This is a genomic window from Bryobacter aggregatus MPL3 (assembly GCF_000702445.1).
Lineage (GTDB): Bacteria > Acidobacteriota > Terriglobia > Bryobacterales > Bryobacteraceae > Bryobacter > Bryobacter aggregatus.
Genome location: NZ_JNIF01000003.1, coordinates 4133739 through 4159910 on the forward strand (window position 1 = coordinate 4133739; position 26172 = coordinate 4159910).

22 protein-coding genes and 1 pseudogene are annotated in these 26172 nt (G+C 58.9%); 6 read left to right on the plus strand and 17 right to left on the minus strand.

Annotation, left to right across the window (positions count from 1 at the left end):
• The first annotated feature begins 25 nt into the window (after positions 1-25).
• Genes M017_RS0119130 through M017_RS0119145 form a run of 4 tightly spaced genes read left to right on the plus strand, consistent with a single transcriptional unit; the run spans position 26 to position 4470 of the window.
• Positions 26-1264: a hypothetical protein gene (locus M017_RS0119130; RefSeq protein ID WP_238325948.1), complete on the plus strand. Its 1239-nt coding sequence runs from the start codon at positions 26-28 to the stop codon at positions 1262-1264.
• Entirely contained in the window at positions 1265-2437 is a 1173-nt protein-coding gene (locus tag M017_RS0119135) for a hypothetical protein (protein WP_035957880.1), read from the plus strand.
• Between the two features lie 32 nt (positions 2438-2469).
• Positions 2470-3252 (plus strand): 3-keto-disaccharide hydrolase, encoded by a 783-nt coding sequence (locus M017_RS0119140; protein ID WP_051670500.1) that lies wholly within the window; start codon positions 2470-2472, stop codon positions 3250-3252.
• A 6-nt stretch (positions 3253-3258) separates the two neighbouring features.
• Positions 3259-4470, plus strand: a complete 1212-nt coding sequence (locus M017_RS0119145) for a Gfo/Idh/MocA family protein (protein ID WP_035957881.1) — start codon at positions 3259-3261, stop codon at positions 4468-4470.
• Between the two features lies 1 nt (position 4471).
• Here M017_RS0119145 and M017_RS0119150 read toward each other — a convergent pair whose 3' ends face one another.
• A complete protein-coding gene (locus M017_RS0119150) occupies positions 4472-6319 on the minus strand; it encodes a DUF8034 domain-containing protein (protein ID WP_031499768.1) in 1848 nt (615 codons plus the stop codon).
• Positions 6320-6367: 48 nt separating this feature from the next.
• Between M017_RS0119150 and M017_RS0119155 the strand changes: the two genes are divergently transcribed.
• The gene (locus tag M017_RS0119155) at positions 6368-9352 is read left to right on the plus strand and encodes a tetratricopeptide repeat protein (RefSeq protein WP_162179981.1); all 2985 of its coding nucleotides are present in this window, start codon (positions 6368-6370) and stop codon (positions 9350-9352) included.
• Here the strand turns inward: M017_RS0119155 and M017_RS0119160 are convergent.
• The 10 genes and pseudogenes from M017_RS0119160 to M017_RS0119205 form a co-directional block, all read right to left on the minus strand.
• On the minus strand, positions 9345-9932 hold the full coding sequence (locus tag M017_RS0119160) for a malonic semialdehyde reductase (RefSeq protein ID WP_031499770.1): 588 nt from the start codon (positions 9930-9932) through the stop codon (positions 9345-9347). The genes M017_RS0119155 and M017_RS0119160 overlap by 8 nt on opposite strands.
• The gene (locus M017_RS0119165; protein WP_031499771.1) at positions 9919-10848 is read right to left on the minus strand and encodes a glycosyltransferase family 2 protein; all 930 of its coding nucleotides are present in this window, start codon (positions 10846-10848) and stop codon (positions 9919-9921) included. Before M017_RS0119165 ends, M017_RS0119160 begins: the two co-directional genes overlap by 14 nt.
• Positions 10827-11714 carry a hypothetical protein gene (locus tag M017_RS0119170; RefSeq protein ID WP_031499772.1) on the minus strand — a complete coding sequence of 296 codons (888 nt, stop codon included), beginning with the start codon at positions 11712-11714 and terminating at the stop codon, positions 10827-10829. Before M017_RS0119170 ends, M017_RS0119165 begins: the two co-directional genes overlap by 22 nt.
• Positions 11715-12134: 420 nt before the next feature.
• Positions 12135-12446: pseudogene (locus tag M017_RS30785) on the minus strand (FKBP-type peptidyl-prolyl cis-trans isomerase); the annotation flags it as partial.
• A gap of 31 nt (positions 12447-12477) precedes the next feature.
• Positions 12478-13170, minus strand: a complete 693-nt coding sequence (gene eutC / locus M017_RS0119180) for an ethanolamine ammonia-lyase subunit EutC (protein ID WP_031499774.1) — start codon at positions 13168-13170, stop codon at positions 12478-12480.
• Entirely contained in the window at positions 13155-14432 is a 1278-nt protein-coding gene (locus tag M017_RS0119185) for an ethanolamine ammonia-lyase subunit EutB (RefSeq protein WP_051670502.1), read from the minus strand. Before M017_RS0119185 ends, eutC begins: the two co-directional genes overlap by 16 nt.
• Positions 14426-15844, minus strand: a complete 1419-nt coding sequence (locus M017_RS0119190) for an amino acid permease (RefSeq protein WP_035957882.1) — start codon at positions 15842-15844, stop codon at positions 14426-14428. Before M017_RS0119190 ends, M017_RS0119185 begins: the two co-directional genes overlap by 7 nt.
• A 48-nt stretch (positions 15845-15892) precedes the next feature.
• A complete protein-coding gene (locus M017_RS0119195; RefSeq protein ID WP_031499777.1) occupies positions 15893-16351 on the minus strand; it encodes a roadblock/LC7 domain-containing protein in 459 nt (152 codons plus the stop codon).
• A 6-nt stretch (positions 16352-16357) separates the two neighbouring features.
• Positions 16358-17776: a tetratricopeptide repeat protein gene (locus tag M017_RS0119200; RefSeq protein ID WP_080507949.1), complete on the minus strand. Its 1419-nt coding sequence runs from the start codon at positions 17774-17776 to the stop codon at positions 16358-16360.
• Between the two features lie 12 nt (positions 17777-17788).
• Positions 17789-18946 (minus strand): hypothetical protein, encoded by a 1158-nt coding sequence (locus M017_RS0119205; RefSeq protein WP_031499779.1) that lies wholly within the window; start codon positions 18944-18946, stop codon positions 17789-17791.
• Between the two features lie 184 nt (positions 18947-19130).
• On the opposite strand from M017_RS0119205, the gene M017_RS0119210 reads away from it, so the two are divergent.
• The gene (locus M017_RS0119210; protein ID WP_238325950.1) at positions 19131-19820 is read left to right on the plus strand and encodes a carbohydrate-binding family 9-like protein; all 690 of its coding nucleotides are present in this window, start codon (positions 19131-19133) and stop codon (positions 19818-19820) included.
• 23 nt (positions 19821-19843) lie between these two features.
• On the opposite strand, the gene M017_RS0119215 is transcribed toward M017_RS0119210, so the two are convergent.
• Genes M017_RS0119215 through M017_RS0119240 form a run of 6 tightly spaced genes read right to left on the minus strand, consistent with a single transcriptional unit; the run spans position 19844 to position 26121 of the window.
• The gene (locus M017_RS0119215; RefSeq protein WP_031499781.1) at positions 19844-20272 is read right to left on the minus strand and encodes a hypothetical protein; all 429 of its coding nucleotides are present in this window, start codon (positions 20270-20272) and stop codon (positions 19844-19846) included.
• A complete protein-coding gene (argJ, locus tag M017_RS0119220) occupies positions 20253-21437 on the minus strand; it encodes a bifunctional glutamate N-acetyltransferase/amino-acid acetyltransferase ArgJ (protein ID WP_238325951.1) in 1185 nt (394 codons plus the stop codon). Before argJ ends, M017_RS0119215 begins: the two co-directional genes overlap by 20 nt.
• The gene (gene fmt / locus M017_RS0119225) at positions 21438-22376 is read right to left on the minus strand and encodes a methionyl-tRNA formyltransferase (protein WP_238325952.1); all 939 of its coding nucleotides are present in this window, start codon (positions 22374-22376) and stop codon (positions 21438-21440) included.
• On the minus strand, positions 22367-22888 hold the full coding sequence (def, locus tag M017_RS0119230) for a peptide deformylase (protein WP_031499784.1): 522 nt from the start codon (positions 22886-22888) through the stop codon (positions 22367-22369). The genes fmt and def overlap by 10 nt, the downstream gene beginning before the upstream one ends.
• Positions 22889-24061: a chorismate synthase gene (gene aroC / locus M017_RS0119235; protein WP_031499785.1), complete on the minus strand. Its 1173-nt coding sequence runs from the start codon at positions 24059-24061 to the stop codon at positions 22889-22891. It lies immediately after the preceding gene.
• Between the two features lie 23 nt (positions 24062-24084).
• Positions 24085-26121 (minus strand): response regulator, encoded by a 2037-nt coding sequence (locus M017_RS0119240; protein ID WP_051670504.1) that lies wholly within the window; start codon positions 26119-26121, stop codon positions 24085-24087.
• Positions 26122-26172: the final 51 nt, after the last annotated feature.

Genomic DNA, 26172 nt, shown 5'->3' on the forward strand with positions numbered 1-26172 from the left:
GGGCTTCCTTATGAGCACTGACAGGTTGAGTCGTCGCGGCCTTTTGGCGGGTGCTGGTGGTCTTCCTCTGTTGGCACAGGGGCGGAGACCGAAGCTGGCAGCTATCACCACGGTCTTTTTTAAGCATTCCCACACGCAGCACATCGTGGATCGTTTTCTCGATGGCTATGGTTGGAACGGGACACACCATCGGCCGGAGATGGATCTGGTTTCGCTGTATGTGAATCAGATTGGAGATACGGATCTGAGTGCGGAGCGTGCCAAGCGACATCCGTCGATGAAGATGTTTCCGACGATTGCCGAGGCGCTGACGCTTGGCGGCTCGAAGCTGGCTGTCGATGGCGTGGTGCTGGTGGGCGAGCATGGCCAGTACGATCGCAACGAGAAGGGCCAGACGAAGTATCCGCGTTATGAGTTCTTCCAAGAGATTGTGAAGGTGTTTCGTGACAGTGGGCGGTCTGTGCCGATTTTCAACGATAAGCATTTGTCGTGGAACTGGGACTGGTCGAAGGAGATGTACGACACCTCGAAGTCGATGGGCTTTGCGATGATGGCAGGCTCCAGTTTGCCGGTGACTTATCGCACGCCTTCGCTGGAGATGCCGCTGGGGTCGAAGATCCAAGAGGCGATGTGTATTTGCTATGGCGGCGTGGATAGCTATGACTTCCATGGCCTCGAGACGCTGCAGTGTATGGTGGAGCGCCGCAATGGCGGCGAGAGCGGCGTGAAGTGGGTGCAGGCTTATCGCGGCGAGAGCTTCTGGAAGGCTTATGCCGACAAGGTTTGGCCGCGTGATCTGATGCAGTCGGCGTTGTCACGGAGCCATACGCTGGTGCAGCCGCGGCCCGGTTTCAATGATGTGCTGCCGACCCTCGATGAGATGAAGAAGCTGGTGAAAGATCCGGTTGCTTATCGCTATGAACATGCCGATGGGCTGATGAGCACGATGATTCTGATGAGCGGCCTGCTGCGGGACTTCAACTTTGCAGCGCGCCTCGATAGCGGGTTGTTTTCGACGCAGATGTATTTGCCGATGCCCGATGGCCGGACGACGACAGCGAGTTTCTTTAGTCCGCTGGTGGCGAACATGGAGCCGATGTTCTTGACCGGCAAGCCGACTTATCCGCTGGAGCGCACACTGCTGACGACGGGCTTGACGGCGGCGGGTGTCGAGAGTTTGTATCGCAAACAAGTTCGATTCGATACGCCGCATCTGAGCATCAAGTACCAAGCACCGAAGCAGTCGACCTACTGGAGAACTTAAGTGAAAAGAATCTGCGTCGTTGGTTCAATTTATCGCTATCTGTCGCATGTCCAGCACATGGCGGATCGCTTTCTGGTGGGCTACCCAGTTGCCGGTGCGTGGCATCAGCCGGACATGAAGATTGTCTCGCTGTATGTGGACCAGAAGCCCGAAGGGGATTTGAGTGGAGCACGGGCTCAAGAGTTTGGTTTCCAGGTGTATCCGACCATCGCAGAAGCCTTGCGTTGCGGGACGGACAAGCTGGCTGTCGATGCGGTGTTGATCATCTGTGAGCATGGTGACTATCCGCGCAATGAACTCGGCCAGGTGCTGTATCCGCGCTATGAGTTTTTCAAGCAGGTGGTGGATGTCTTCGAGAAGGACGGGCGCGTCGTGCCGGTCTATAACGATAAGCACCTGTCCTACAACTTCGAGAAAGCAAAGTGGATGGTGGATGCGGCGGCGCGTCTGAAGTTTCCGTTGCTGGCTGGGTCGTCGTTGCCGGTGACCTGGCGCTTGCCGGATGTCGAATTGCCTCTGGGCTGCGAGATCGAGAGCGCGCTGATGGTGGGCGTGGGCGGATCGGATCCGATGGATTATCACGCGCTCGAGGCGATGCAGTGCATGATTGAACGCAGACGCGGCGGCGAGAGCGGTGTGAAGTCTGTGCAGATGATCGAGGGCGACGCGGTTTGGAAGGCTGGAGAAGAGGGGCGTTACTCGAAGGAATTGTTGCGCTCTGCCTTGTCGCGCAGCGATACGCCGCAAGGTTTGAGTGTGCTTGATGGCCGGCCGCAGGATCTGGTGGGCAATGGAGAGCTGTACAAACTGGTGACGAAACCGGCCGCTTATTTTATTGAGCATCGGGATGGATTGAAGACGACCTTGCTGATGCTGAATGGCGCGGTGACGGACTATAACTTTGCAGCCCGTTTGCGTGGCGGCGAGGTGAAGGCTTGCCAGTTTTTGCTGACCCCGGTGCCGCAGGTGACCTATTCGGCTTGCCTGGTGAGCAAGATTGAAGAGATGTTTGCGACCGGGCGCGCGCCGTATCCGGCAGCGCGGACTTTGATCGTGAGCGGCATGCTCGAGAGTTGTTTGAAGTCGCGAGCGGCGGGAAGCAAGCTTCTCGAGACCCCTCATCTTGGGGTGCGCTACCAGGCGCCGCACCTGAGCCAGCATGCACGCAGCTAGAAGCTTTGGAATAGACTAGCAGGGTGCGTACGATGATTGTTGGCCTGTTGCTTGTCGCGGGCCTGATGGCGCAGAAGCGCCCAGAGTTAAACGACGGCGAGATGCATGGCGATGCTCCCTATCTGCTAGAGGACGGCTGGAAGCCGCTGCTGAATGGCACGGACCTGAGCGGGTGGCATGGCGACCGGAATGCGAAGAGCGAATGGATCACGACAACCGGCGTGTTGTGGGATCGTTTGCTGGGGCCGACGCGCTTGCGTGCGGTGCCTGGCGCGGTTCCGGGCGGATCGATGATCAATGGCCCCACGGGCCGTACGGCGAACTTTGTCACCGATCAGAAGTTTGGCGATTTGGAACTCTATGTCGAGTTCATGGTGGCGAAGGGGTCGAACTCGGGCGTGTATCTGCATGGCTTGTATGAGGTGCAGGTGTTTGATAGCTGGGCTTCCGATGAGAAGGTGACGTCGTCGGATTGCGGCGGGATCTATCATCGCTGGATCAACGAGAAGGGCGTGGGCGGATCTGCGCCGAGACTGAATGCTTCGCGTCCTCCGGGGCAGTGGCAGTCCTTCTACATTGCTTTCCGCGGACCTCGTTTTGATGCGAGCGGGAAGAAGACGGAGAATGCGAAGTTCCTGCGTGTGGTGCACAACGGGTTCACGATCCAGACTGATGTCGAGGTGGATGGACCGACGCGTGCGGCGATGAATCTTCCGGAGGCGGCCGAGAATCCGCTGATGCTGCAAGGCGACCATGGGCCAGTCGCTTACAAGAATATTTATTGGCGCCCGCTTCGTCCAATCATTGAACGGTAGGTAAATATGAACGAGAATTCTCTGTTGAATCCCACCAGCCGGCGTAATCTTTTGCGCGGCGCTGCAGCGATGACCGCATTGTCCTATAGCCGTGTTTACGGCGCTAATGAGAAGTTGCGCCTCGGTGTGATCGGCGCGGGCGAGCGTGGCCGTGGGGACATGGGCAAGTTCCAATTGGACCCGACGGTCGACGTGGTGGCCGTTTGCGATGTCTATGCCGAATCGATCGATAAGGCGAAGCAGAAGGCTCCGAATGCGAAGAGCTTCAGCGACCATCGCAAGCTGCTCGAGATGAAGGATGTGGACATGGTGCTGATCGGTACCCCCGATCACTGGCATGCGCAGACCGCCATCGATGCGTTGAACGCGGGCAAGGATGTCTACGTCGAGAAGCCGCTGACTTTGACGATTGAAGAAGGCCCGCTGGTGGTGAAGGCGGCGCGGGTGAACAATCGCATCTGCCAGGTGGGCATGCAGCAGCGCTCGGGCAAGCATTACTTGCAGGCGAAGCAGGAGTACATGGACACCAAGCGGCTGGGCAAGATCACGCTCGCCCGGACCTGGTGGCATGGGAATACGTATCATTTGCGGCGGGCTCCCGCCTCGTTGCAGCAGCAGCCGAGCAATCTCGATTGGGCTCGCTTTCTGGGCCCGCTGAAGTGGAGAGATTGGGATCCGCAGCAGTTCTGGAATTGGCGCGCTTATCTTGATTTTGGTGGCGGGCAGGTGACGGACTTATTCACGCACTGGATCGACGTGGTGCACATGTTCACGGGACAAGAGATTCCGAGTGCGGCGGTTGCTGCCGGTGGGGTCTATCACTATAAGGATGGCCGCACGGCGCCCGATACGATCAGCGTATTGCTCGAGTATCCGAGCGAGATGACGGCGACCTTTGAGGCGACGCTGGCACCGGGTGTGACCGGTGAAGGGATTGAGTTCTGTGGGACCGAAGGCCGGCTGTTGATCGATCGCCGCCAGTATACGTTTACGCCTGCGGGCCGGGGCGCGACTCCGGTGACCGTCCAGCGGATGAGCGATCTTGATGCCGACCATGTGAACAACTTCATTGAGTGTGTGCGCAGCCGTAAGCGTCCGAACGGCGATGTGTTGATCGGGCACCGCTCTGCCCAAGCGTCGCATCTGGGCAATATTGCCTATATGCAGAAGCGACGCTTGAACTTCGATACGGTTCGCGAGCAGATTCAACCGCTATAGCCTAGTCCCAGGGGAAGTGGAAGGTGGGCGCGTTCTTGTAGCGCGCCATCGCGAAGTTCAGCTTGACGCCGGCACCGGGCGCGAGCTTCAGGGTCATGTGGCGGCCGTTGATGGGAGTTGCCTTTCCGTCAATGGTGACGCTTTCAAACTGGTGTTCTCCGTAGCCACCGGCCTGGATGACCAGGCTGCGTGGCTCGAGTTGATTGGTGTTGACCAGCGTGACGCTGGCGGCGCTTGCTTCCAGTTTGTCGACCAACGCCGCGACGTCCTGGGGGAGACCGGCACGGCGGCGTTCGGGGTCGAAGTAGCGGAAGCGGGAGTGCAGGATCCAGATGCGTCCGTTCGAGAAATAGCCGCCCGTGGTGAGGTTGAGTAGCGCGTCTGTGGTGACGGGTTGCATTTCGAGCAGATAGTCGGCCAAGCGGGTGTCCGCGGTGGTTGCGTCGTTCTCCATTTCCTTGAGATTTTTGCGGATTGAGGAGAAGCCCTTAGTGAGGGCGGCGGTGGGGTAGGAGGCGTCTTTGCCTTCGAGGTAATCGAGCCAGGCGGGTTTGGTGGGGATGCGGTTGAGATCTTCGCGGTTCATCGACCAGAGATAAATCTCGGTCATGCGATCGGAGAAGGAGTTCTCCGTGAAGTGATACCACTCGGGCTTGCCGTCGAACTTGTAGCCGCGTGGGTCGCCATACATTTGCGGGTAGAGCGTTTTCCCGTTCTCGGTCTTCTTGTTGGCGTAGAGCAATTGCATCTGTTTGCGGAGAACGTCGATGTAGCTCTGGTCGCCGCTGAGGAGCAGGGCGTTGGCGAAGCCGGGCCAGGCGCCATGCATGAAGTAGTTGCGGTGCGCGATCTGTTCGAGTTCGCCGTCGAAGATCGTGAAGTTCCAGCCGTAGGTGCCCTTCCACCATTGGCCGTTGTGCTCGCCGCCCAGTTTGCCGTCGAGGCCGATGTTGGAGGGAATCATGCCGCCTGTTGCGGCCGCGCGTTCCTTCCAGGCATTTGCGTAGTCTAAGGCCCAATTCTTATACTTTGCGTCGCTACTCAACATGAAGGCATTCAACCCGAGAGTGGTTGCCGCGAGGTTCAGATGGATATCCCCGGCCGAGTCGAGATACTCGGCGCAGTGAGCGAGCATCTTCGGGTAATACTTTGCCATATCGAGAGTGGCCGCGCGCTTGGCCGGGTTGTGCAGGAGATGGAAGCTGCCAGGGACTGGATCGCCGACCCAGTCGTAGACCGTAGCTTTGCTGAGCATGGGACCTTTGGAACCATTCCAGATGCTTTTGATGATGCGGAGCTTCGGGTCGTAGTTCGGAGCTTCCGGATCTTCGTTCATATACATACCAGCGAAGCGTTTGGTGCGGTGTTGGTAGAGTTCGTCGTTGGGTTTCGAGAGACCGGCCAGGAGGAAGGAGCGCATGCCTTCGCCGGTGTGGAACCAGTCGGACATAGTGATGAACTCTTTGTAGTAAGCGCCATTCTCTGCTAGCTTTGTGAGTTTGGTCCGGAGTTGGTTGTATTGCTTCCAGTGACCTTCCTGGGCTTTGTTGTACATGTCGAGGATGTCGTCATCGCCGCCGAGGGCGTGGAGCAGCGTCCAGTTATAGAAGGTTTCGATGGCGTCGTCCGGGCCGTCGAGCGTGCCCCAGCGGGGCGTATGGAGCAGCATGCCCTGCTCATCGACATAGCGCCGGTAGAACGCCCGGGCGGCATCGGAGTTGGCCTTCAGTAAAGCTCTTTCCATCAGAGCCCAGTCTGGAGGGGGCATGGGCTTCTCAATGCGGACGATCGGACCTTGAGCAACCGACAAGGTGGTGAATGCGAAGAGAGATAACAAGCGAAGGGTCATCGGTTGCCGAGTTTATCTTATGAACAAGTAGAATGTGGAGACCTCATGATGGATGACTGGCAACATAGCTCGCATCGCAGTTTTATCAATGCGAATGATTGGGTGGGAGGACGTTTTCGCATTGTGCGGTGTCTTGGCGGGGAGCTGTATGAGGCGGAAGACCGGGAGCTTGGTGAGACCGTCGCGCTGAGAGTTTTTGGCCCTGATTCGGCGCTTTCCGGACCGGCGCGGGCACATCTTGAGAAGTGCGTTCCACTGATCCGGAGCGTGAATCATCCGAATGTGTGCCGGGTGTTTGATCTGGGCTTGTGTGAGATTCCAGGTTTGGGACAGAGTAGCTTTTTGTCGTCGGAGTTTCTTGGAGGAGAACGGCTGAGTGCGTTTCTCAAGAGGAATGGGCCGCTCGGCAGCGATGCCGCCTTGCCGTTGGTGAAGCAGATTGTTGCAGGCCTGGCTGCCGCGCATCATATCGGGTTGCTACATGGGGATCTGAAGAGTGCAGACGTGATTCTTGTGGAGACCAAGGGGGAAAGCACGCCGCGTGTTGTGCTGACCGGATTCGGATTGGCGTTCCCTGGGGAGGATGATCAGACGGCACTTGGCGCCCTGCTGGTTGAGATCTTAGGGGGGCGACGGCCTCTGGTGGGAGAGTCTGTTGCGAGTTTGCGGCAGGAGTTGTCCGGATTGGAGCGCCGGTGGAAGAAGGCGATTTTAGGGTGTTTGGCGCCGAATCCCGCAGAGCGCTTTGGCAAAGTGGAACAGGTGCTGGAAGTTCTTGAAGCTGAAGAAGCGCCGAGTTATGCGGGTTGGCCGGGTTTGGTGGCTGCCTTGTTTCTGGCGGTTGCCGTGTCCGGAGCTTGGTCTGTGTATTCGACCTGGGGCGCGGAGAAGCCGCGCAAGAGCATCGCCATTCTGGGATTGCGGAACTCGTCTGGAGCCGCGTCTGATCAGTGGCTCTCGACGGGCTTCGTCGAGATATTGGGCGCAGAACTGAGACAGGCAGAGCAGTTCCGGTTGTTGCCTAGCGAGACCGTTGCTCGAGCGAAGACGGAGCTAGGGCTGGAAGAACAGGAGATCTACTCCGCCGGGGTCTTGCGCCGGCTGGCGGGGAGTATCCAGAGTGACTTCGTCCTCAGCGGGATGTATGAGATTTCCGGGGAGCCGCGCCAGCTTCGCTTTGCCCTTCATGTGCAGGATGTTGGTTCGGGCCGGGTGATCCAGTCGGTGCGGAGGAATGGACTGGAGCCTGAATTTGTGAGCCTGGTCTCCGGGATGGGAAGGCAGGTGAACGAGATTCTTGCTCCAGGGAAAATTGTTGCCGTCCAGGAGCGGAGGCTCATTCCGTTTGCGGCGATTCGGAATTATGCGATGGGGCTCGATCTGATTCGGAGTTTTGATCCTGTTGGGGGACGGGAGAAGCTCCAACAGGCGGTTGCCGCCGATCCGGATTTTGCGATGGCTCATGCGGCGTTAGCGGATCTCTATGCCTCACTCGGATTTGACGCACAGTCGAAGATGGAAGCCCGCAAGGCTTTTGACCTTGCTACGGATTTGCCGCGATCGGATCGTCTGCTAATCGAGGCTCGTTTTCGGGAAGCGAATCGGGATTGGAATGGTGTGGAGCGGATCTACGAAGCCTTGTTGCAGGACTATCCCGACGAGCCTGAGTATCGCTTGCGGCTGTTGATAGCGATGACGAAGGCCGGCAAAGGGAGCGCGGCGCTCGCGCAGGTTGCAAAGCTTCCCAAAGGAGATGCGCGGGCCGATCTGGTTGAGGCCGCAGCGGCGGAAACCATCAATGACTTCAAGCGGGCCGGGCAAGTGAGCCGCCGTGCGATTGCCGATGCGCGCAGGCAGGGATCTCTGACGGCAGAGGCTCGCGGCTGGACCTTGTCGGGAGTATCGCGTTTTCGACTGGGGGACGCGCGGGGCGCCAAGTTGGATTGGGAACGGGCCGCGGCGTTGTACGAGCGGCTTGGGGACGAAGTGGGACATTCGCGAATCTATAACAATCTCGGTGGTTTACTGCTCCGTGAGGGAAATTTGGCTGGAGCCAAACAGCATTACGAGCAGTCGCTCGCGATCAAGCGGAAGATCGGCGACCAGCGGGGAATTGGGATGACGGTGGGAAATCTAGCTCTTCTGGCGAAAGATCGCGGCAACTATCTGGAGGCGCTGAAGCTGCTTGAGGAACGCTTGGCCATTGCGGCGGAAATGTCCGACCGCGCTGGGCTGACCTTCGGATGGCTGAACAGCGCGGTGATGTGGCAGGCCCAAGGCGAGTTTGAGAAAGCACAGGAGTCTTACGAGAAGGCTGAGGCGGAAGCGCGAGCGATGGGCGCCCGGCAGGATCTGGGGATCGTGCTGATGAACAAGGGGCTGCTCTCTCTCGACCTGGGAAAAGTGGGGGAGGCCGGGCTCTATTTTGACGAAGCGATTCGTTTGGAGCGAGAGGCCGGCGCTGTGCTTGCATTGCCGAATATGCTCGTGCTGAAGGCGAGATGGTTTCTGGTTCGAGGGCAACGGAAAGAGGCGGAGGCTTTGCTGGCCCAGGCGAATGGCTTCGTCAAAAAGAGCGGCAACGCGAAAGACCGGCATGCCATCGATCGGGTGATGGCGGAACTCTGGCTCGAGGATGGGAATGCGATTGAAGCGGAGCGGTATCTGCGTTTGCATTCCGACTCAACCGATGATCAAGCGATGCTGGTGACTGCACTGGCGCAGCAGAACCGGAATGCGGAAGCGAGCAGCGTGGCAGATGAAGTACTAGCGGACAGGTCGAATCTGGAGTGCCGGAAGTGCCAGTGGGATGTTGCGATTTTTACCGCACCGGTGAGGGGCGCTGCGGTGTTGCGTACGGCGCTGGAAGAGATGCGGAGCCATCAGGCCGTGCTGCATGAGATCCGGGCCAGACGAGCGTTAGCCCAGGTATTGCGGCAGCAGCCGAATGAGGCTGCTGCCAGAGTGGAAGATCAGAAGGCGAGCGAGCTTGCCAGAAAGTCTGGTTTTGCCCTTTATCTCGTGGCTAGATGATGGTGGCTACTTCATCGAAGTCGAGACGTGGGGCGCGAGGATAGAGCTTTGATTTGTCGCCATAGCCGAGGTTGCAGAGGAAATTCGAACGATAGGGAGTGCCAGCCAAGAAAGCTGCGTCGGCGGCGTCTCGGTGGAATCCGGACATGGGGCCGCAATCGAGGCCGAGCCCGCGCGCCGCGATCATGAAGTAGGCAGCTTGGAGTGTGGCGTTGCGGAAGGCGGCGTCTTCAATCATTTCCGCCTTGCCTGCAAACAAGGCTTTTGCGTCGGAGTGGGGCCAGAGCTTGCTCATCTTCTCGTAGAACTCAAGGTCGTAAGCGAAGATTGCGGTTACTGGCGCAGCCATTGTTTTGTCGACATTGCCGGGCATCAGGCATGGCTTGAGTTTTGCCTTGGCGTCAGGACTGGTGACGAAGACAATGCGGAGCGGCGACATATTCATCGAAGTAGGACCCCACTTCATAAAATCGTAGATCTGAAAGAGCAGTGCGTGGTCCACGGGCTTATTTAAAAATGCAGGATAAGTGCGGGCGTCACGGAAGAGCAGGTCGAAACTGACGTCATCAATGCGAGTCATAGTGCAAGGATAACGTCTGCCGAATTCTGTTACCGATGATGCGCCATGGGAAAGCCCAGCCATGTTTGCTGATCCAGTTGCGGCAACTGTCGTGTCTGGCTTGGAACTCGTCGCGACGCTTGCCGGCCATACCCAGAGCGAGCCTGAGCTTTAGCGCATAGTATTCGTAGCTGACCATTCTTTGGACGGTGGCGGCATCAAAGTGCTTGGACCAAAACAGAAGAGTGCCGGCGAACTCGCGTTGCTTCTGGCGGTAATTGCTCTCGTGAGCAATGCTGTGGCGGCCCACATGCTGTGCGATGGTATTGCCGTTCCAGGCGATCTGCCAGCCCGCACGTCTTGTGCGCAGGCAGAGATCCACCTCCTCGGCGTATAGAAAATAGTCGGGATCAAAACCGTTCAGGTCTTCCCACACCTGGCGCCGGATCAAGAAGCAGCCGCCGTGGACCCAGGCATAGCCGGGAGTGCGAGGACGGTTTGCCAGGGGAGCGAGAGCTTCACCGAGATAGCGGTGGCTGGGGGGATAAGTCTCTCCGCCTTCGATGAGACGAGGGGCGACCACCGCAAGTTCGGGATGCTTGTCCAGATGATTGGCCAGGGTGGCGAGTAAGTCTGGAGCCAGGTTGACATCCGGGTTTACGATCAGCACGTAGTCCGCGCTGATCCGGCCGAGGTGCTGGTTGTGGGCACGGCCGAAACCAACATTCTCCCTATTGCGGGTGAGCCGGGCCTTGCCCCAGTTCTTGACGACTTCGCAGGAGGAATCTGCGCTGGCGTTGTCGACGATATGAGCATCCCAACTGATGTCCTGCTGCGCGTCCAATGAGCGGAAAAGCGTTTCGAGACAACTTGCAGAATTGTAAGTGACCAGGCTGATGCTGACGCGAGGCTTGACTACTGTCCGACGTTCACCCATTCGCAGTCTTTCAGCGCGAGTAGCGCAGGAGTTGCCTCCAGAAAATTTTTAAGAGCCCAGGGCTGTGCCAGATCCGCACCTCGTAAGACAACCACTAAAGGCGCGGTGGTTTCGCGAAAGGTATCGATGAGAATGGACGGATGGAGGACCAGGTTCATGACCACTTGCCGGCGTTCAAAATAGGGCCAACGGTAGATGCGGATCCACCGGGGCTTCGAGGCCGTGGTCGGGATCATGGTGAGATCGGGTGGCCCGCCCGGGCTTTTGTAATCGCCAGGTTTGGGATTCCATGGGACTTGGGGGCAGGGAGTGAAATCCGGAAGTAGTGAAGTGGCGTAGGGGTCATCGAAGACCGGACCAGCAGGAATCCCGCTTTCCACCCCGAGATCATATCGAATCCCAAGCTCCCGCATGAGCGGGGGAATGCGCTCAGACATCCAGCGCTCTCCCATACGCGCGGAGATGGGAGCTTCGCCGAAAGTCTTCTTGTAGCCGTTGTAACAGGTGCGGAAGCAGTGTTCTTCCCAGGCGGGATCGTTGAATTCGTTGTACCAGCGCTGGTTGCCCTCGTCCCATTTCCAGAGATGGCAGTGCATGCCGCGATGGTCCTGCCAGGCCTCGACTTGATCGAGGAGTTCCGGACAAGCTTGCCTGACAAAATCGGACCGGCCCCAGGTGTGTTCGATCTGAGGGTCGAAGCGAAAGAACCAATTGAAATGAACAGAACGTCCGATGCTTTGCTCAAGCTTGGCTCTCAGCGTTTTGAGGTGAGAGAGCGCGAGGAGGTTGCCGGTCCAATTGCTCTCTGTCGAGGTATGCCGGAAATCGGGTTCGACATCAATGAGGAAGAGACATTTTCTAGTCATTCGTGTGGGTTATGGTTTCTCGCTGAGGCGGCCTAGATTTTCGGAAAGTTGGGTAATGAGGAGGAGGTAATAGCCACGGACTGTGGAGGCTTCGCCAAAGACGCGGAGTTCACGGTCGAGGGCAGAGGACCGCAGAGGCGTTAATTGTGTTTTGAGTGCTGCCGCTGCTTCCGAAAAGCTAGCGATGGCGTCTTGCCGGGATCCCGTGTCCTGCTCGCGTTTTTCATAGTCTTGGACGCGCTGCTGGTAGAGATCATCAGGAGGAAGGTCCCGGGCTGCCCAGGTGAGGAGTTTGATCTGGTTGGCAGCATGCCATACAAGTTTGGGGTCTACCTTCGTGCGTGCGAGAGTGAGAAAGCGAGCGGAGAGGCTGTTGAAGGTATTAAGAAGATCCTGGGCGGCGGGTTGGGGCGTGAGGTCCTGGACGCCGAGGAGTTCTACATCGAAGATCAACTCCGCTTTGGGCGGGATGGCCCCGCGGCCCTTTTCTCCATAAGCCAATGGATAGGGGATGAAGAGGCGGCGTTTGCCGCCAACACGCATGCCTTCGAAGCCGGCGTCCCAACCGGCGATCACCTGTCGCTTGCCTTGGGTGAAGGTGAAGGGTTCGTTGCGGTCACGAGAGGAGTCGAACTTCTTGCCGTTCGTCAGCCAGCCGGTGTAGTGGACGGTGAATTGTTGTCCTGGTTGGGCGATGGCGCCAGTGCCGAGTTGGATTTCGATGGATTGCATGCGGAGGAAATCGGTTCTGGTTCCCGCCACTTCAGGAATTTGCGCCAGGGCCAATGGGATCAGGAATGCGTGTAGCACCTTTCAATGTTACGCCGCTCAGGCTGCGATTTTTGGCTTCTGAGCAGAGATAAAAAAGCATTTCGGCGGCGGCTGCATAACTGAGGCCTTGGGGACGAATATTGGAGACGCAATTGCGGTCGGCATCTGTACGGCCGGGACCTGGATTCCAGGTGATATAGGCGCCGAGGCTGTCTGGTGAGGTGAGGCCGGGACGCTCGCCGATGAGGACAATGGTGAGTTTGGCCTGGCACTGCGCACCGACTTCGTCACCGATGGCAACACGGGCTTGCCTTGCAACAAAGATGGGCGACAACTTCCAGTCGTGGAACTTGGGAAGCAGTTGTTCGAGCAGCGCTTCCGCGTGCCGGTGGACCGCTAGTGCGGAGAGGCCATCTGCAACGAGAATTGCAGCGTCGTAAGGACCGGGCGTCAGTTGGGTTTTCAGCCGGCGTCCGAGGTCGGGACGGACAAGGAAGGTTTTGCGATCTTTTGCGCCCGACTCAAGGAGCGTGTGCGGAAAGTGCAGCGAGGCGGGGTCAAGCTCGGCGTGGACGGCATCGCGGGCCCTGGCGTGATCGAGGCTGAAGCGGAGCACCTCGCTTGTTGAGATGCTCTCGCCGAGGGAGACGCGCGCCGGGGTGAATGATCTTAGGTCAAGAGCCATGACTGTTGCTCGATCAGGTTGGGGTTGGTGTGGAGCCAAGCTTCAAATTCCGGGCTGGGCTTCTTGTGCAAGAGCTTGCGCAGGTAGAGGGCGTCCTGGAAGCTGGTGCTTTGGTAGTGGAGCATGACGTCGTCGGCGCCAGGGACGCCCATGATGAAGTTGCAGCCAGCCGTGCCGAGCAGGGTCAGGAGTGAATCGATGTCGTCCTGGTCCGCTTCGGCATGGTTCGTGTAGCAGACATCACAGCCCATCGGGAGGCCCATGAGTTTGCCGCAGAAGTGATCTTCGAGGCCAGCGCGGGTGATCTGTTTGCCGTCGTAGAGGTATTCGGGGCCGATGAAGCCGACGACGGTGTTGACCAGGAGAGGGCTGTAGCGGCGGGCGACGGCGTAGGCGCGGGCTTCGCAGGTTTGCTGGTCGACGCCGTGGTGGGCGTTGGCGCTGAGGGCGCTGCCTTGGCCGGTTTCAAAGTACATGACATTGGCGCCGGGATGGAGTTCGCGGCCGGCCTGATGCGCTTCGTCGAGCAGTGCGAGGTTGATGCCGAAACTGGTGTTGGCAGCCTCCGTTCCGGCAATCGACTGGAAGAGCAGATCGACCGGCGCACCTGCGGCGAGCGCCTGCAATTGAGTGGTGATGTGTGCGAGGACGCAGGACTGGGTGGGGAGTTGCAACCGCTCGCGCAATTGATCGAGCATGCGGAGAATGGCGGTGACGGTCGAGACGCTGTCGGTGGCGGGATTGATGCCGATGCAGGCGTCGCCGCTGGAGAGAGAAATTCCATCGAGGATGCTGGCGGCAATCCCGCGCAGATCGTCGGTTGGATGATTCGGCTGGAGACGAGTAGCGAGGCGGCCGCGAAGGCCAATCGTGGTGCGAAAGCGGGTGAGGACTTCGCACTTGGAGGCGACGAGGATCAGGTCCTGGAGCCGCATGAGTTTTGAGACGGCGGCGGCCATTTCTGGGGTGACTCCGGCGGCAATGGTGCTGAGGTCTTCGGTGCGGAGCAGCCAGTCGCGGAAGTCGCCGACGGTGAGATGCGAGATGGGCGCGAAGGCTTCGGCATCGTGTGAATCGCAAATAAGGCGGGTGACTTCGTCGCTTTCGTAGGGAATGATTGGCTCGGCGAGGAAGCGCTTGAGCGGTATGGCGGCGAGCGCCATGCGGGCCCGGATGCGCTGTTCCTGAGAAGAGGCGGCGAGGCCGGCGAGTGCGTCACCGGAGCGGGCGGGACTTGCGTGGGCGAGGAGGGTTTTCAGCATGCGGCCTTCTCCCGTTGCGCTTGTGCGAATTCTTCCTCAGGAGACAGGATGAGCCGATGCCGGGCGTGGAAGGCGAACCAGATGATTCCGATCAGGAACCAGACCGCCGCGCCGTAGACGCCTTTGACATATTCGGGATTGAGGAAGAGCGTAATTAAGGTGATCGAGGCGATGACTCCGCTGAGGATGGCGCCCGGTTGCCCGAGCGGGCTGCGGTAGGGACGGTGGAGAAGCGGGAAGCGGCGGCGGAGGACCAGATAGCTCAGCATCTGCGAGAGGTAAGCGAGGACGGCCCCAAAGACCGCCATGTTCAAGAGAATCGCGCCGACCGGACCATCATGCGGAGCATATTGGATGGCGAGCGCGGCGGAGAAGCCGAGAAGGGCTCCGGCGATCAGTGCGCGGTGAGGCGTCTGACGGGTGGCGTGTGTTTTCGAGAGCCAGACGGGAAAATAGCCAGCCCGTGAGAGCGAATAGATCTGGCGGCCGTAGGCAAAGAGAATGGTGTGGAAGCTGGCGATCAGGCCGATGCAGGCAATGGCGGCGAGGAGTTTGGTGCTGGCGGTATTGCCGTAAGCGGCTTGGAAGCCAAGGAAGAGCGGTTCATTGGATGCACCGATGGTTGCCGCGCCAGGTGCACTTCCTGCACCGAGAGTGAGCGTGAGGAAGGCGCAGACCGAGAGAGTGGCGAAGCCCCAGACGAGGCCGCGTGGGATATCGCGCACGGGGTCGTGGGTTTCTTCGGCGGCGAGGGGGAGTTGCTCGATGGCGAGGTAGAACCAGAGTGCGAAGGGAAGGCAGGCTGTCGCGCCACTGAGGCCTTTGGGGAAGGCAGGCATGGCGAAACGCTGGAAGTTGAACTGCGGGGCGACGGAAATCCAGTACAGCACCAGGGCGATGAGTGCGGCGATGGTGATGACCAGCGAGAAGCGGAACGAAAGCTCGACACCGAAAACATTCAGCGCGACAAAGAGTGCGTAGCAGCCAAGCCACCAGAGCGGTTCGGCGGATTTGGGAGTTTCAAAGATGGCTCCGAGATAGCCGCCGATGCCGACGACAATGACGGCGGGAGTAATAATGTACTCCATATTTTCCGCGAGACCCGTGATGTAACCGCCCCAGGGACCGAGTGCGGTGCGGGCGAAGGAATAGGCTCCTCCGGTGTGGGGCAGGGCCGCGGCCATTTCTGCAATCGAGAGACAAAGGCCCAGATACATGGCGGTCACGAGAAGCAGGGCGAGGAACATGCCTCCGAAACCGCCGGAGACAAGACCGAAATTCCAGCCAAAGAAATCACCAGAGATGACGGCGCCCACGCCGAGAGCCCAGAGTTGCCAGACGCCTGCGTGCCGGCGGAGCTGCCGCTGGGCGAGGAAGTCCTCGGATGCGGCGGTGTAACTAGTCTTGACCATGAGGATGTTCCGTCAATTGTAGCCGTGACGGGACTTGCGGGCGGGTGCTCAAGCTGCAGTGGGGAAGAGCTGGTCGAGGAAGGATGTGGCTTCGTCGCGCAGTTCTGGCGAGAGCGGCTGCGATTCGCTGGCGGATCCTGTGTCCGGAGTGAGCGCTTCTATTTGTTCGATGAGCTGATCGGCCAGATCGAGAACGCGGCCCTCGTCCACTTGGGCAGGAAAGCTGGCTGCGAGGATCATGCCGCATGGCATTGGACAGAGCAGTAAATCCTGCCGCCGGCCTCGTTGGAGTTGGAAGTATTGTTCGCCCGCGCCGAGCAGACGGCTGAGTTCCCGGCCGGTGCCAGAGACTGCGGCGATAATCGGGCCGAGCGATAAGGCGAAGGGCTTGGCATCCTGACCCGCAGTGGCGACGATGCTGCCGACGTGTGTGACCAGAATGGCTTGGCGGCATTGCTCGCGGCCAATGAGGCCCTGCAGGATTCCGGAGAGGCTACTGTTGATCATATGGGCTTATCCAAAGTAGGATTTGGCGATCGAGGGCTGGAGGCGAACTGCCATCAGGCGGCATTGCTGGGCCTTGGTTGCTTCCCCCCTACGGTCAAAGAGCGAGGCGAGAGAAATGAGGGCTTCCGCGTAGCCGGGGTCGGCACGTAAGGCGAGCTCATAGTAGTGAAGGGCAGGGGCCATTTGCTCGCCAGCCTCAAAGGCACGGGCAATGCGGCAACTAATGGAGGCGAGGGGGATCCCGCGGCTTTGCAGTGTTTCCAGAATCGAGACCGCTTCCGCGAGATGCCCCAGCTCAATCTCGAGACCGATGAGCGCTTCGGCTGCTTCCCGGCTGGAGGGTTGTTCCCGGAGGGCGTTTTCGAGAATGGCGCGCGCCTGGTTGTAGTTGCGCAGGCGCTGCATCGCAATGCCCAGGTTGATGCGCGCTTCGCTCCAGAATTCGTTCTCACTACAGCACAGATCGAAGTGGCGGACCGCCTCCTCGTAGCGGCCGGACTCGAGGCAGTTCAGGCCCAGCCGGAAGCGCAGCTCGGGCGTGTAGCCATCGAGCTGAATGAGTTTTTGGGCGGCGAGAACGGCTTCCTCATGACGGTGGCAGAACTCGGCGGAGAGCAGATAGTTCCACCAGGCATTGCTATTGCTGCTATCGATGCTGGTGAGGTAGGCCAAGTGATCTGCGGCCTGATCGTATCTACCGAGTTGGATGAGGAGGCAGCTCAGGTTGTAACGGGCTTCCCGGTGGTTCGGACTCGCTTCCAGGCATTTCTCGTAGTCGGCGAGCGCGAAATCGTAGTTCCTCATTTGTTCCAGTGCGAAGGCATTGAAGAAATGCGCAGTGGGCTCGCCCTGTTCGATGTAGGGTTCGCAAGATTTGAGGAGCCGTTCCCACTCCTGTCCTGCGGCGAGATCGTGCAGTTGGAGTTCCCAATCCTCGGGTTGCACAGCTGACGGTGGGCCGAGCAGCGCTTGCGCCGCGCGGATTCCCTCTTTGGCGACGCTATTTCCCGGCAATCGCGCATCGACCGCACTAAAGACCTCGAAGGCCTCCTGGGGTTGATTCAGGTGCAGGCGGCAAATTCCCAGTGCGAGAGCGGCTTCGGTCCAGTCCGGATGGAGTTCGACTTCGGGCTGGAGCAGGGCAGCGCCTTCCTCCCAGCGTTCCAGCCGTTCCATGCAGGCGACGATCTGGATCAGCAGGTCAGGACGGGTGGGGACCAGCTTGAGCAGCCGTTGGAATGCGTCGAGCGCTTCAGCGTACTCGTCGAGCGCCAGATGAAAATGTGCGAGCGCTTCGAGCTTGCGGGCCGCAATGGCGGCGGGCGATTCACTGGGCAAGCTCGCAGGAACGAATGACTCCGCAGCGTCCGGTTGACGCTTCATGGGCATTTCGATGATTTTCAGGGCTCGGGCTGCGTTAGACATTCATGCTCTCGTTTATCGCGGGTTGGCCGCCGGCCGAGGCGGAAGAACCGGAGTCAATTGGAAGAGGGACGGAAAGGTCACTGGGGGAACCCGATGGGGGATCGAGAGCCGTTGCCAATGAGAACGCTCCAGCCACGCCGTATTGCCGGCCGGTAGGACAGGGCGGTTTTCCCACCAACTCTCGGAGCAGGCCAGATGAAGACCGGCCACATCGGAAAGCTCTGTTGCCTCGAAGGCGAGATTGCTTGTCTCCGCAGGAAGAGGGGCCGGGAGATGCGCGTGGAGTTGCACCTCCATCGAGAGGTGGAGATGCGCGATGGAACCGAGGTCGGCTTGGTATGGGGTGAAGGTGGTGAGTGTGGCCGCGGGCTGGTCGCCCGGAAGGATGGCGTCCCAGGTGTCGGGCGTTCCGATTGTGAAAATGCTTTCCGGGCGAGCCAGATGATTGAAGGCCGAACTGACCTCGCTTGCGGCGTAGGGATAACGGAAGCGGACGCGGGGCGTGATCTCTTCCCGGCGGCCTAAGGGCGTGTGTTTTAAGTTACCTGGTACCGCTTCGTACTCGAGAGGATCGAAGTCCAGGCTGTAAGACAAGGAGCGCTTGGCCTCGCGCCGGTCTGCTTCCGGAAACAGGAGCCAGGGCTCTCCAAACGCTTCGGCTGAAAAAGCCGGGGCAGATGGGAGAGCGGTCGCGAGCTGACTCGGCTCGTCGGCGACCATTTCAAACTGCTCTTCCTGCAGCGGGAGACTGCGTACCTGGCTTGGGTCTGGGGTGCCGGGTGTGCAGCAATCTGCCTGGACGATGATGGCAAATGTCGAGGGGGATAGTAGCGGCTTCTGGACAGCCAAGGCCGGGATGGGCGGAGGGATCTCCGGGAATCTGTCCTCGCAAAGAGGCGCTGGACCGCGCAACTCCTCGGGCGCTGATTCCTGCTTCAATGCACGGCTGCGGCTTTCGCCGGAAGTTTGATTCAGATTGGACCGCTCTGCAATGGGAACCGGAGCCCCGGACTTGGGCACTGGGGGGGGCGCAGCCTTGGAGCCCAGCCGCTCAATGAGCGCGTGCTCCAGTTCATTTTGATGAGAACGGAGATGCTCCTCGCTGCAGAAGGGAGTGTCCTTGTAGCGCGAGAAGAAGCCAAGCTTTTTGCCGCAGTAGAGACAGGTCATGGGTAGTTGAGCAGAAGACCGGCTGCACCCAGCCTAAATAGTAGAATTCTGCCTCTGGCAAGGAAATCGGCACTTCCCCTTAACGGCTTTAGCCCGTTGCTAAGATCGGAGTGTGAATCCGAGACTTTTCCTTGCTCTCGTCCTCTTGCCGTCTCTTTCGGGGGCCGACGCCCCTAAAAGTTACTTGTGTGAAAAGGTTGGTAACCCAATCAAAATCGATGGAGTTCTTGATCCGAAGGAATGGGGTGGAGCGGCTTGGACTGACGATTTTGTGGATATCGAAGGGGCGGCAAAGCCGAAGCCGCGGTTTCGCACCCGGGTGAAGATGGCCTGGGATGATCAGTATCTCTACATCGCGGCCGAGCTTGAGGAACCAGCCCTGTGGGCTACCTATGACAAGCATGACATGGTGATTTTCCATGAACATGATTTCGAGGTTTTCCTTGATCCTGATGGAGATGGGCTGCATTACTTCGAGTTTGAGATGAATGCCTTGAACACAGGCTGGGATCTCTATCTGGACAAGCCTTATAAGAATGGTGGGAAGGCGGATAACGGTTGGGAGATTCCAGGGCTGAAGACTGCAGTGCATCTGAATGGAACATTGAACGATCCACGAGATACCGATCGCGGCTGGACACTGGAGATTGCGTTTCCGTGGACTGCCTTCAATCGAGGGCCACGGAAAGCTGTGCCGCCCCAACCCGGAGAATCCTGGCGGATCAACTTCTCCCGGGTGGAATGGATTCTTGATGTTGTCGAGGGTAAATATCAGAAACGGAAGGGTTTAAAGGAAGACAACTGGGTGTGGAGTCCCCAGGGAGTGATCAACATGCATGTGCCGGAAAAATGGGGTGTAGTGAAGTTTCAATAAACTCTTGTATCTTGCTGGGAAGATTAGAGTTTTGGTAACTCAAAGAAGGAGATCGGGTCGATTTTGGTGATAATCCATTTTTTCCCGCGCTTCTCGAATTGGAAGGTGAGACTCTCCCGGCGCTGCTCGTTGACGATCCGTTCGGACAGCGGTTTGAGATTCATGTACCAATCGATCAGAGCGGTCTGGTGCGTGGCATCTCCGGTCGCCGTCTGGATCTCGATGCTCGAACTGATGTCCGCCATTTCGCAGAGTCCGGTGATTTGCTGCCGCAGCTCCGGATAGCCGGGCATGGCCTTATCGATCGATTTGAAAAAGGCAGAGAAGTTGGCGGCGCTCAAACTGGTCGCCATGCCGGCGAGGACCTCGCGCAGTTCATCCCTGACCTCCGCGTGGAGAGTCAGGGAGGCACCGATGAGGGCGAGGGCGTTTCTACGTCCGATAGCTGCCATTGATTTCAATGTACCCCTCGGTGAAATCGCAGGTCCAGAATTCTGCGGAGCCTTTGCCGGCACCGGCAATGCGGAGGTCGATGACGACATCCTTGGCGTCGAGTTTCGCTTTGAGTTTTGCTTCGTCGAAGGGGGCAGCGAGGCCTGCCTTGCAGACACGCTTCCCCTGGAGATAGATGTCCGTTGCGGCGGGGAGGAAGTTGGCTCCTGAATAACCAGCGGCGCAGATGATCCGGCCCCAGTTGGGATCGGAACCTCCAATGGCCGTCTTGACCAGCGGAGAATTGGCGATCGCCCGGCCGATCTTTTCGGCGTCCGCTTCGGACTTTGCCCCACTGACCAGAACCCGGATGAGCTTCTTGGCGCCTTCGCCGTCGCGGGCGATCTGGGCGGCCAGATTCTGCATCACGCGGGTGACGGCCTCGGCGACGAGCTGCAATTCGGCTGCGCTGGGTTTGACGCCGCTGGCCCCGTTGGCCAGGAGGACGACCGTGTCATTGGTACTGGTGTCGCCATCGACGGTGAGGCGATTGTAGCTGAGCTGGGTGGCGCGGGTGAGGATCTTCTGGAGTGCCGGAGCCGGGATTGCGGCGTCGCACATGAGATAGCCGAGGGTGGTTGCCATGTTCGGCTGGATCATTCCTGAGCCCTTGGTCATTCCGGCGATGCGGACTTTGCCTTGCTTGAGGGTAATCGTTTCGGAGGCTGTCTTCATGACGAGGTCCGTGGTCAGAATGGCCCGGGCAACGTCTTCAAAGCGCGAGGCGCTGAGACCTGCGAAGAGAGCGGGGAGCGCCTTGGTGATCTTTTTGACGTCGAGCTCGACGCCGATGACGCCGGTGGAGGAGGGCAGGACTTGTGCGGGGTCGCAGGCGGCCAGATCGGCCACTGCGTCGACACTGGTCTCGGCCACCTTGGCTCCCGTGCGGGTGGCGCAATTGGCATTTCCGGCATTGATCAGCAGCGCCTTGACCTTGCCCTTGGAGATGGCGAGGTTCTGACGCGAGAGCACAACCGGGGCGGCGGCCACCAGGTTTTGAGTGAACACAGCCGCGGCATTGGCCGGTTGGTCGGAGATGATGAGGGCAAGGTCATCGCGTTCTACCTTGCGGATGCCTGCATAGACGGAGCTGTACTGATAGCCAAGAGGAAGCTGAATTTTCACTTAATCACCCAAGAGTTCATTTTCGGCGATGCGCAGGCCGTTGCGGAGGTCGGTGCCCGAAACACGGGAGCGGCCCTCTTGCTGGACTTCCAGCAGTTCCAGGACGGTGGATTGGCCGCAGGCGACGCGCAGCGGACCTTTGGCGCCGAGGACACGGCCTGGTTCGTGAGTTGTGGAGTCCTCGGAGACACGGGTTTTGGAGATGCGGAGGGTTTGCCCTCGGAATTGGGTTGCGGTGCCGGGCCAAGGGAAGAAGCCGCGCGTGCGGTTGTGGATCACAGTGGCGGGCCAGTTCCAGTCAATGGCGGCGTCGAGACGGCTGAGGATGGGGGCGTGGGTGGCCTCGCTATCCTGCTGTGGAATCGGAATCATCGTGCCTTGCTCGATGGCGGTGAGGGTCTCGAGCAGCAGGGTGGCCCCCATTGGAGCGAGACGGGCTCCCAGCTCGACGGCTGTCTCGTTCGGATCGATTTCGGTGGCGGCCTTGAGCAGCATGTCGCCCGTGTCGAGGCCGGCGTTGATCTGCATGGTGGTGACGCCGGTGGCGTGTTCCCCGTTGGCAATGGCCCACTGGATGGGTGCTGCGCCGCGATAGCGCGGGAGCAGCGAGCCGTGGACGTTGACGATGCCAAAACGAGGAATGTCAATGATACTTTGCGGGATGATCTGGCCATAGCCGACGATGACCATGATGTCGGGGGCATCGGCTTTTAGCTCTTCGACAATTGCCGTGTTCCGAATCCGCTCCGGCTGCCGCACGGGCAGACCGAGGGCGAGCGCGGAGTTCTTGACCGGGCTCATGGCCAAAGACTGGCCGCGTCCTTTAGGGCGGTCGGGTTGCGTATAGACCGCCAGGATCTGGTGGCCGGCATGCGCCATCGCTTCTAAGCTGGGCACGGCGAATTGCGGCGTGCCCAGGAAGATGGCTTTTATTCCCACTCTCCGGCCTTCTCCAGCTTGCGGATTTTGCGGCGGATGATGTCGCGCTTCAGCGGGCTGATGCGATGGATAAAGAGGATGCCGTCGAGATGATCGTTCTCATGCTGGATGGCGCGGCTCAGGAGGTCTTCGCCCGTAACTTCAATCCACGCGCCATGCTCATTCTTGGCACGGACGGTGGTCTTTTTCGCACGATTGACGGGCTCGCGGAAGCCGGGGATTGAAAGACAACCCTCTTCTTCTGAGAGGCTGCCCTCCTTCGAGAGGATCTCGGGGTTGATGAGCACGAGCCGCTGGAGGGGATCTTCGCCCGAGGAGGGGTCGATCACGGTGATGCGTTTGGTGAGGCCAATCTGCGGCGCGGCGAGGCCAACGCCCTTTGCTGCGTACATGGTGGCGAACATATCTGCGACCAACTGCTTCAGCTCAGACTTGCCGAACTCGGAGTCTGCGACAGGTTCGCAGACCACTTCGAGCACCGGGTTGCCGTATTTCACAATCTTGTAAATCATCTAAAACTCACGCACCTGCGTTTGATAGTTTGCAAAATTCCGCTTTGCTTCGCGAAGCGAATCGCCGCCGAATTTCTCGAGCATGGCCTGGGCCAGAACCAGCGCGACCATGGCCTCGCCAATGACTCCCGCTGCAGGAATGACCGCGACGTCGCTGCGTTCATAGACCGCAAGGGCGGAGTCTCTGGTGGGCAGGTCGACGCTTTCCAGGGGACGTCGGAGTGTCGAGATCGGCTTCAAATGGCCGCGGACGATGATGTCCTGCCCATTGGTGATGCCTCCTTCGAGACCGCCAGCACGATTGGCGCCCCGGAAGAATTCACGTTCTTCTTTGTTGTAGTGAATGGTGTCCTGAACTTTACTGCCGAAACTCTGGGCTCCTTCGAGCGAATAGCCGACTTCAACGCCCTTGACCGCTTGCATGGAGACAATGGCCTGCGCCAGTTTGCCGTCGAGACGGGAATCCCAAGTGATATGAGAGCCCAAGCCAATCGGTACGCCATGGGCGCGTACTTCAAAGATGCCGCCGACCGTGTCCCCGGTGCGGTAGGCCTCGTCTACGACAGCCTTGAAGCGGACTTCGGTTTCGGGGTCGACGGTGCCGAGCAGGACTTCCTCTTTTTTGCTAAGCGCGACGAGGTCTTCCCAGGTTGCTTCGTAGGTGGAGGTTTCGCGCCCGACACCAACGACGTGACTCAGTACCTCAATGCCGAATTCGGCGAGGTAGGCCTTGGCGATGGCTCCGACGGCAACACGGGCCGTCGTTTCGCGAGCGCTGGCACGTTCCAGGATGTAACGGGCGTCATCGAAGTCGTACTTGATGCAGCCGATGAGGTCGGCATGGCCAGGACGCGGACGCTTCACTTCTTTGAAGTGTTCGGCCGCACCGTCGAAATCTTCGACTGGCATGGACTGCGTCCAGTTCTTCCAATCACGATTGGCGATGATGCATGCAATGGGTGCACCGATGGTCTTGGAATGCCGCACACCGGAAACGATGTGCGCCGTGTCTGTCTCGATCTTCATGCGGCCGCCACGGCCGAAGCCCTGCTGGCGGCGCCACAATTCACGATTGATTTTTTCTAGGGATATCGGGATGCCAGAGGGCAGGCCGGTGATCGTAGCCACCAGACATTCGCCATGGCTCTCGCCCGCGGTCTCAAAGCGAAACATTGTACTTGTAAGTCACTAGTTTATCAGGAGCTTTGCTCCTGCATCGCCAGGACACGGCGAAGAACATCGCTGAGTTGGTGGATTGTGAGAGGTTTGGCGAGATAGTCTGTCATTCCGGCGGCCAGGCACAGGTCCTGGGCTCCGGCCATCACATTGGCGGTGAGGGCGACGATGGGCAGAGATTTGCGGCCTTCGTTCCTCTCCCATTCGCGAATTGCGGCGGTTGCGGCATATCCGTCCATCCCGGGCATCTGGCAATCCATCAGTACGACATCGAAGTCGCCCTCGCGCAGGTCTTGGAAGGCCTGGCTTCCATCGGCAGCAATCGTGACTTCGCAGCCCAAACGTTCGAGCATGATCCGGGCAACCTTCTGGTTGACCGGATTATCTTCTGCCAGGAGCACCCTGGCAGAGATGGGATCCAAGCTGCTGCTTTCCTCCTCCAGCGGTGACTCCGGAGTGCAGATGGCGTGGTTTAATGCGGCTCGGAGGGCTTCGGGTTGTACTGGTTTGAGCAGGCAGGTATCGATTCGCAGATTGTTCAGCAGCTTGCGGTCCAGGTCGTGAGCCGATGAGCCGAGAAGAATCACCGGAAGCTGTTGGAGGCCCGGCTGCGAGCGAATGGCCCGGGTGAGCATGAGTCCATCCATCAGAGGCATTTCAACGTCAATGATGGCCGCATCAAAAGGCTGTTCGGCCTGCAGCGCCTCCAGCAGGATTCCGAGGGCATGAGTGCCCGAGGAGGACTCGACGAGTTGGACTTGTTCCACGGTGAGCATATGGCAGAGAATGCGCAGGTTGATCTCGTTATCGTCGACGGCAAGGATGCGCCGGGTGGCCAAGGTTGCGGCGGGAGTGGGGGGATTGGGCAGCGAGTTGGCCAAGGGGAGTTCGATTGTGAACCAGAAAATTGATCCTGCGTGCTCCCGGCTGATCACGCCAATGCGTCCGTGCATCATCTCGACCAGGCGTTTAGAGATGGCAAGACCGAGTCCCGTGCCGCCGTAGCGGCGGTTCATGGAGGAATCTGCCTGAGTGAAGGCCTCGAACAGATGAGCGTGTGCCGCCTCGGAAATGCCGATTCCCGTGTCGGCAACCTCGAAGCGGAGCGAGGCGTGAGTGGCGGTACGGTTGAGAAGCGTTACTTTACAGGAGACTTCGCCCTGGGGCGTGAACTTGACCGCGTTCGACAGGAGATTGACCAGAATTTGCCGCAGACGAACACTGTCGCCCAGCAGCGCCTCCGGAATCTCGTCGGAAATGCTGCGCCGTAATCCGAGATGCTTGCGCCGGGCGCCAGCGGCATTGAGCGCGATGGATTCTTCGACAACCTGACGTGGATCGAATGGGGCCGCTTCCATCGATAGCTTGCCTGCTTCGATTTTCGAGAAATCGAGAATGTCATTGATCACGGTGAGGAGTGCATCGCTGGAGAGGCGAATGGTGTCGAAGAGATCGTTTTCTTCAGCAGGGAGTGCAGAGGGTGGAATGAGTCCCAGGGTGCCGATGATGCCGTTGAGTGGAGTGCGGATTTCGTGGCTCATGGTCGCCAGGAAATTCGATTTGGCTCGATTCGCCTCCACCGCTTCATCCCGTGCGGAGGCGAGTTCCTTCGTGCGCTCTTCTACCTTTCGTTCGAGTTGCGCGTTGAGGAGCGCCAGCCGGTTGTTCGCATCTTCGAGATCTGCGGGAGAGGGGTACTTTGAGGCGACCTTGATCAACTTAAATAGCATTCCCGCTGTGCAGATGGAAACAATGCCGGTTGCGAGTTTCAGGAGAACTTCAAAGCGATAAATGGGATACCAGAGGACATAAATACTGACCGCATGAGTTGCGCCGCAAAGGAGGATAAATGCGGCAAACATATAGAAAATCCAATTGAATACCAGATCTCTGCGGCGGTAGACAAAGCCAATCAGCGTGATGGGGATTGTGATGTAGGCCAGAACTATGAGCGCATCTGCGAGAACCGAAAGCCAGAGAATCTCAGGTCTCCACGCAAAACAATAACCGTGCGGCATGAAATCCGCTCGAAATAGGTTCGCGAAGAAGCGGAACATAGATTCTTTATAGCTTACAGTAAGGTGGATTTTACTGTTAGTTAGATTTCT

Excerpts from the sequence above, each read along its gene's own strand:
- M017_RS0119205 (WP_031499779.1), bottom strand. The coding sequence starts at position 18,946 with ATGACCTGTCTCTACTGCGGCAAAAAGCTTGGCTTCTTCTCGCGCTAC.
- def (WP_031499784.1), bottom strand. The coding sequence starts at position 22,888 with ATGATTTACAAGATTGTGAAATACGGCAACCCGGTGCTCGAAGTGGTC.
- M017_RS0119160 (WP_031499770.1), bottom strand. The coding sequence starts at position 9,932 with ATGACTCGCATTGATGACGTCAGTTTCGACCTGCTCTTCCGTGACGCC.
- M017_RS0119165 (WP_031499771.1), bottom strand. The coding sequence starts at position 10,848 with ATGGGTGAACGTCGGACAGTAGTCAAGCCTCGCGTCAGCATCAGCCTG.
- M017_RS0119145 (WP_035957881.1), top strand. The coding sequence starts at position 3,259 with ATGAACGAGAATTCTCTGTTGAATCCCACCAGCCGGCGTAATCTTTTG.
- M017_RS0119195 (WP_031499777.1), bottom strand. The coding sequence starts at position 16,351 with ATGATCAACAGTAGCCTCTCCGGAATCCTGCAGGGCCTCATTGGCCGC.
- M017_RS0119150 (WP_031499768.1), bottom strand. The coding sequence starts at position 6,319 with ATGACCCTTCGCTTGTTATCTCTCTTCGCATTCACCACCTTGTCGGTT.
- M017_RS0119140 (WP_051670500.1), top strand. The coding sequence starts at position 2,470 with ATGATTGTTGGCCTGTTGCTTGTCGCGGGCCTGATGGCGCAGAAGCGC.
- M017_RS0119170 (WP_031499772.1), bottom strand. The coding sequence starts at position 11,714 with ATGACTAGAAAATGTCTCTTCCTCATTGATGTCGAACCCGATTTCCGG.
- aroC (WP_031499785.1), bottom strand. The coding sequence starts at position 24,061 with ATGTTTCGCTTTGAGACCGCGGGCGAGAGCCATGGCGAATGTCTGGTG.
- M017_RS0119155 (WP_162179981.1), top strand. The coding sequence starts at position 6,368 with ATGGATGACTGGCAACATAGCTCGCATCGCAGTTTTATCAATGCGAAT.
- eutC (WP_031499774.1), bottom strand. The coding sequence starts at position 13,170 with ATGGCTCTTGACCTAAGATCATTCACCCCGGCGCGCGTCTCCCTCGGC.
- M017_RS0119240 (WP_051670504.1), bottom strand. The coding sequence starts at position 26,121 with ATGTTCCGCTTCTTCGCGAACCTATTTCGAGCGGATTTCATGCCGCAC.
- M017_RS0119215 (WP_031499781.1), bottom strand. The coding sequence starts at position 20,272 with ATGGCAGCTATCGGACGTAGAAACGCCCTCGCCCTCATCGGTGCCTCC.
- M017_RS0119185 (WP_051670502.1), bottom strand. The coding sequence starts at position 14,432 with ATGCTGAAAACCCTCCTCGCCCACGCAAGTCCCGCCCGCTCCGGTGAC.
- M017_RS0119190 (WP_035957882.1), bottom strand. The coding sequence starts at position 15,844 with ATGGTCAAGACTAGTTACACCGCCGCATCCGAGGACTTCCTCGCCCAG.
- M017_RS0119200 (WP_080507949.1), bottom strand. The coding sequence starts at position 17,776 with ATGTCTAACGCAGCCCGAGCCCTGAAAATCATCGAAATGCCCATGAAG.